General features: G+C 65.7%; 5 protein-coding genes. 3 read left to right on the top strand and 2 right to left on the bottom strand.

Annotated features, from left to right (window positions below; translation table 11 throughout):
• Nucleotides 1-168: 168 nt before the first annotated feature.
• On the bottom strand, nt 169-1,398 hold the full coding sequence (locus CYU59_RS13985; RefSeq protein WP_292990492.1) for an acyl-CoA dehydrogenase family protein: 1,230 nt from the start codon (nt 1,396-1,398) through the stop codon (nt 169-171).
• Between the two features lie 80 nt (nt 1,399-1,478).
• On the bottom strand, nt 1,479-3,068 hold the full coding sequence (locus CYU59_RS13980; RefSeq protein ID WP_292990489.1) for a fibronectin type III domain-containing protein: 1,590 nt from the start codon (nt 3,066-3,068) through the stop codon (nt 1,479-1,481).
• 877 nt (nt 3,069-3,945) lie between these two features.
• Between CYU59_RS13980 and CYU59_RS13975 the strand changes: the two genes are divergently transcribed.
• From CYU59_RS13975 to CYU59_RS13965, 3 genes are all read left to right on the top strand, one after another.
• Nucleotides 3,946-4,245 carry a PE family protein gene (locus tag CYU59_RS13975; protein WP_292990486.1) on the top strand — a complete coding sequence of 100 codons (300 nt, stop codon included), beginning with the start codon at nt 3,946-3,948 and terminating at the stop codon, nt 4,243-4,245.
• A gap of 15 nt (nt 4,246-4,260) precedes the next feature.
• Nucleotides 4,261-5,496, top strand: a complete 1,236-nt coding sequence (locus CYU59_RS13970; RefSeq protein WP_292990484.1) for a PPE family protein — start codon at nt 4,261-4,263, stop codon at nt 5,494-5,496.
• Between the two features lie 67 nt (nt 5,497-5,563).
• Nucleotides 5,564-5,860: a WXG100 family type VII secretion target gene (locus tag CYU59_RS13965; protein WP_292990482.1), complete on the top strand. Its 297-nt coding sequence runs from the start codon at nt 5,564-5,566 to the stop codon at nt 5,858-5,860.
• Nucleotides 5,861-5,926: the final 66 nt, after the last annotated feature.

The following is a 5,926-nucleotide window of genomic DNA, read 5'->3' as shown; positions in this document are numbered from 1 at the left end:
GAGGACATACCCGCAGCGACCAATTCCCAGAACTGACGCTGCACCGCCACCAACGAATGATGAGTCGCCATCAACACCCCTACCTACGAAGTGTTGCAACCACCCCTTTAACCCAAGCGAGTGCACGCCACGCTGACGTCGATCTCGGCGAAAGCGCAGCGGGCGGTCTCAGCTCCGGCCGTGCTTGACCTGGTTGAACGGCACGCCGCGGTCGGCGGCGAATTCGCGGGGAAAGCCGAGGATGCGCTCGCCGATCACGTTGCGCGCCATCTCCGTGGTCCCGCCGCCGAGTGCCGCCGTCTGCCGGGACAGGTAGCGCTCGCCGACGGACATCAAGTCCGCCGCGACGTCCACGACGCCTGCGCTTCCAGCCACCGCCAACGCGGTGTCTACCTCGAGCGCCACCTCCTCGGCCTGGAACAGCCGGATCAGCGAGCCGCCGGTCGGAGGTAGCGATCCGTCCAGCACGCTGTGGTAGACGTGGTCGATCAGCTGCTGCCACACCGCGCGACGGGTGAGCGCGCGACCGGCCAACTCGCGGGCCCGCTCGTTGTCCGTCAACCCGGCCGCATGAATCATCGCGTGATAGTCGGGCGCCTGCTCCTGGTTGTTCTCGGCACCGCTGCCGCTGGCGAACTCTGAGCCGCCACCGACCGCGCGTCGCTCGTGGTAGAGCTGCCGCGAGGCCACCTCCCAACCCTTGTCGACTTCGCCGACCACCGCCGCGTCGTCGAGTTCGAGGTCGTCGAAGAACTCCTCGCAGAACTCGGTGGAGCCGTTGACCTGGGTGATCCGGCGCAAAGTGATCCCGGGGCTGTCCAACCGCACCAGGAACATCGTCAATCCCTCGTGTTTGGGTACGTTCCAGTTGGTCCGGGCCAGCAACAGCCCGTAGTCGGCGGCAAACGCTCCGGTGCTCCAGGTCTTGGCTCCGTTGACGATCCATTTATCGCCTCGCCGCTCGGCCCGGGTGATCACCCCGGCCAGGTCGGAACCGCCGCTGGGCTCCGACAGCAGTTGAACCAGCACCTCGTCGCCACGCAATGCTCCCGAAATGTGTTGCCGCTTTTGCTCTTCGCTACCGGTGTCGAGGATCGTCGCGCAGCAGATCGTGAACGTCGGGGTGTTCAGGATCAGCGGCATCTCGTAGTCGGCGCTCTCGACGTCGAACGCCTTCTGATAGGCGATGTCGAGGCCGAGACCGCCGTATTCGGTCGGAAAGCAGATCCCGGCGAAGCCGCCGTCGTGCAGTTTCCGCTGTAACCGGCGGACGTGTTGCCAGGAGTCCGCCTCGCCCCGATCGGCGTACGGCGGATTGGCCGGATCCGCGATCCGCGGCATGTTGTCGGCCAGCCACGCCCGCGCCCGCTCGGCGAACTCCGTCACCGATTCCGTCATATGCCGCCTCCGAGAGTTTCATTAGCAGAAAGCGGTAATGACATTACCAGCAGGTCGGCGCGGCGGAGGCGCCGAGAGCCTCAGCCGCCGCGGGGCCGGGTGAGGGTGAACTGCTCAACCGTGCTGACCGCGCCGTACGGCCCGTGGACGGCGTAGTGGGTGGCCTTGATCGTGGTGTTTCCGCCAGGTGGCCCCGGGTCGACGTCGAAAGCGACGAAGCCGTACGGATTGTCGCCGTCCCGGAAGGCCGACCACGGCGCGTCCTCCACCGCGTAGCTGGGTTTGCGGCGTCCGATCGAGTCGCGTTCAGACCCGAGCCCGGTCACCACGCGGCATCGGGGCTGCGGAAAGAACAAGCTGTTCGACGGCGAGGACGTGCCGCCGCCACCGATGACCACGTGCACGGTCCCCTTGGTCGTGTCGATTACGTCGCTGTGGTCGGCCACCGGGATCGGCGTCCTGGTCTCGGTGTCCTGCGTGCCCCGCAGGGGATGGGAGCGCTCGTAGTGATGTTCGTGACCGCATACCACCAGGTCGACCTGATAGCGGTCGAACAGTGGCAGCCACTCCTGGCGAATGCCCAAGTCGGCGCCATTGGTGTGGTCGGCGGTGGACACCGCGGTCTGATGCATGCAGACGATCACCCAGTCGACTCGCTTGTCGGCCCGCGCGCTCGCGAGTTCCTTTTCCAGCCAACGCTTTTGCGCTCCACCCGAATATCCGTGGACGTAGGTGTTACCGCCGTCCTGAAAGCAGATGTCGTCGTTGTTGAGGCTGATGATTCGCACCGAGCCGGCGGTGAAGGAATACCAGAGCCCGCGGAGTTCGGCGTCGGATCCGGCGTCGGGCAGGGCGAAGTAGGTTTGGTAGGCCGCGAAACCGATTGGGCCGTTGCCGGATTCGTTCTCGTGGTTGCCCGCCGCGGGCATCCACGGCCGGTATCGCGCGGAGCGGGTGTTGTTGTCGAACCAGTCCGACCAGGTGCGGATGCGATCGTGGGCCAAGTTGGCGTAGCACAGGTCGCCGTTGACCAAGTTGAACAACGGACCCAGTTTCTCGATCGCGGTTGTGATGTCACCGGCTGCCGGTGATCCCAGGTTGTCGCTGATGTAGTTCTTCTTGTTCAGGCGACCCAGTGTCGGCGTCGCCTGGTCGCCAAAGCTGGTGAAAGACAGCGGGTGTCGGCCGGACGGCGCAGTACGTACGGTGCCCAGTTCGGGGTTGGTGCCGTCGTGCACCGCGGCGTAGACGTAGTCGGTGTCGGGTGTGAGGTTGTCCAGCCGGGCGTGGTGGACCCGGACTTCGGTGTTCGACTTCGCATCCCGGTAGGTGCGAGTCTCGGCCGGCACGGTACGGCCGAAGCCGCCGGTGGTCGTGCCCGCCATCACGCGCGGGTTGCTGACCGCATCGGTGGTGTGCCAGGACACGACGACCTCTGAGGATGCGTCCCGGCCGAACTGCAGGTGCAGCCCGCCCACCGGTTGAGCCCCGCTTCTATCTGGTCTGGTCCACAGGCTGGGCCCGTGACCGGGTGACCCGAGCAGCGCCACGCCACCGGCGCCCAGGCCCGCTCCGATGATGGTAGCCGCCGCGCCGGTCGTCAGCAGCGTCCGGCGGCTGAACCCCGACGCGGACTGCTCGCCGCGCTCTGTGTGCGATTCTTCGACCATGCTTCTTTCCTACCGGCACGGTGGGCGGCGCCGGTAAACGGCGACCGGCTAGTTCATAGGAATTCGGCCGGTATGGGCGTCGCGCCTCGTGCTGCGGTCGGGCGGTTCGGTGGCGTTGCCCGCAACGGTCCCGGTCGACGCCGCGTACCGAGCGGGAAAGCGTGCGCGCCCGGCCGTTCTTTTCAGCATTTCCTCAGCTTTGGTGATCAACCTGAGATTCTGATCTTGGTGGGCCGTAGCCGGCCAATAACGGCATCGTGTGTTCGCAATCAACGCGTGCACACAATTGTCCACGGACCTTTCTCAGGCGGCCCCCTCGGCCGGTGCACCGGTTGCACGGTGGGGCGGGGCCGGTCCGCCGTGCCCGAGGCGATGAGGATCGACGTGGTGGCCGGCCGTTACAGCAGGACAGCGTCTGAGGGGGGAGTCGGGCCGGATGCGGGTCGCGGTGTTGCGGGCCCAATTATCAAGAGCGCGAGGCGTTTACGGTCAGGACGTGACGGCCGCAGGTTAGCTGGCGCCGAGTGTGAGACTTTGCCGGGTCGCATCGGAATCGCCGATTCACCACCGATGGTGGCCGCTGCGGCGCTGCGCGGGTCTGGCCGCTATCCGGTAGCTATTGACCGGCGTTCAATAGTTGCCACTTGTCGGAGGCGCTTTCCTGGCGCCCGGACATGCGGGGGAAGTCGCGCTAAGGGGGCTCAAAAAATTGTCGTAGGCGCAATGTCTCTTTGGATTTTCTCAGCACAAGATGCACTTTTGTGATTTAAGATTGCGCAACTGCCAGACTTCAAAACGCCCTGTTCGCGATTGGTTAATTGCATTAACTCAGCGGGACGGCCGACGCAAGTCTGGTGCTTGTCGTAAGGAGGGGTCAGTGTCGTTCGTAACTGCGCAACCGGAAGATCTGGCCGGCGCCGCGGGCAGCTTGGCGGGTATCGGCGATGCGATGACGGCGCGAAACGCCGCCGCGGCGACGCCGACTACCAGCCTTTCGCCGGCCGCTTCGGATATTGTTTCGGCGTTGACCGCGGCGCAGTTCGGTACGCACGGCGCCGCCTACCAGCAGATCGCCGCGCAAGCGGCGTTGGTGCACGAACAAGTAGTAGCCGCGTTGCGTTCCGGGGCGGGAGCGTACGCACTGACCGAGGCGGCGAATGCAGCTGCTGCCGGCTAAGGGGGGCCTGGGTCGATGAGTTTCATGATGTTTCCGCCGGAGTTGAACTCCGCGTGGATGTACAGCGGAGCGGGTTCCGGGCCGCTGATGGCTGCGGCCTCGGCGTGGGACGAACTGGCCGCCGATCTCGAGGCGACCGCCGCCGCGTATCAGACCGTGTTGGCTCAGCTGACCGGGACGACGTGGCTCGGTCCGACGTCCGCGCGGATGGCGGCAGCCACGGCGCCGTACGTGGACTGGCTGGCGGGCACCGCCGGTCAGGCCGCCCAGACCTCGGCGCAGGCCCGGTTTGCGGCCGCGGCGTACGAGAGCGCTTTCACATCCACGGTTCCTCCCGCGGTGATCGCGGCCAACCGGGCGCTGCTGGCGGCGCTGGTCGCCACCAACTTCCTCGGCCAGAACACGCCGGCGATCATGGCCACCGAAGCGCACTACATGGAAATGTGGTTCCAGGACGGCCTGACGATGGACACCTACGCGTTGACCTCGCAGCAGGCCGTCGTGTTGCCCCAGCAGACGCCGGCCCCCTCGACCAGCGACGGCGGGACGTCGGCCAACGCGGCCGCCGCCACTCAGGCGGCGACGAACTCGGCCACGAACTCCGGCACTCAGCTGGCCAGCATGCTGCAGAACCTGGCCCCGTCGCTGACCAGTAACTCCAGTTCCACCAATGGATTGTCGAGCGCGTCGGCCGTCGCCGCGCCGGCCGGCGCCCAGTCAGCGGGCACTGCCGCGGCTACGGCGCCGGAGGCCGCCGTACTGTCGACCGCCGGCGCATTGGGCCCCATCCAGGGCGTGTACTACTTGACCACCTTCGCCAGCATGCCGGCCAAAATGCTGATCAGCCTTGCCAACTCGATGAGCACCAGCCAGGCGATGCAGGCTGGCCAGCAGGCATTGCTCGCCGATGTGCAGGCCGTCATGGACGGCAAGATCAAGGCCTTGCTGGGCAGCATCTCCGGCCAGATGCGCGGGTTCGGTTCGCAGATCACCGCTCAACTGGCAGGCGCGGGCAAACTGGGCGGATTGTCCGTTCCGAACGGCTGGGCACAAAACGCACCCGAAATGGTGCGCGCCGCTCCGATACTGCCGGCCAACAGCGTTGCGGCTCCGGTGGCGTCGTCTGCGGGTATGCCGACCAGCCCGTACACCCAGGCCCTGATGGGTTCGCTCAACGGGCGCGGCATGGCGACGCAGGCCGCCAAGACGCAATCGGTGAAAGTTGAGACTCGCACGCCGGCTGGCGGATGAGAAGTGGGGGATGCCTTTGCTGCAGGACGCATTAACCCAGACATGACAGTGAGATAAGGAGAAAGACATGCCTACGCGTTTTATGACTGACCCGCACGAGATGCGGGCAATGGCGGGCCGTTTCGATGTGCACGCGCAGACTGTTGAGGACGAGGCCCGCAAGATGTGGGCGTCGAGCCAGAACATCGCCGGTGCGAGCTGGAGCGGTATGGCTCAGGCCACCTCCTACGACACCATGGGCCAGATGAACACGGCCTTCCGCAACATCGTCAACATGCTGCACGGGGTGCGTGACGGGTTGATCCGGGACGCCAACAACTACGAGAGCCAAGAGCAGGCCTCGCAGCAGATCCTGTCCAGCTAGCCCGGTCATCACTCGAAAAGGTTTGGGAGAACAACTATGTCGATCAATTACCAGTTCGGTGACGTC

It is taken from the genome of Mycobacterium sp., assembly GCF_002863225.1.
In the GTDB taxonomy this organism is placed as follows: domain Bacteria; phylum Actinomycetota; class Actinomycetes; order Mycobacteriales; family Mycobacteriaceae; genus Mycobacterium.
The sequence above is the reverse complement of the archived record's forward strand: the minus strand, read 5'-3'. Positions and strand labels throughout refer to the sequence as shown.

Excerpts from the sequence above, each read along its gene's own strand:
- CYU59_RS13980 (WP_292990489.1), bottom strand. The coding sequence starts at position 3,068 with ATGGTCGAAGAATCGCACACAGAGCGCGGCGAGCAGTCCGCGTCGGGG.
- CYU59_RS13965 (WP_292990482.1), top strand. The coding sequence starts at position 5,564 with ATGCCTACGCGTTTTATGACTGACCCGCACGAGATGCGGGCAATGGCG.
- CYU59_RS13970 (WP_292990484.1), top strand. The coding sequence starts at position 4,261 with ATGAGTTTCATGATGTTTCCGCCGGAGTTGAACTCCGCGTGGATGTAC.
- CYU59_RS13985 (WP_292990492.1), bottom strand. The coding sequence starts at position 1,398 with ATGACGGAATCGGTGACGGAGTTCGCCGAGCGGGCGCGGGCGTGGCTG.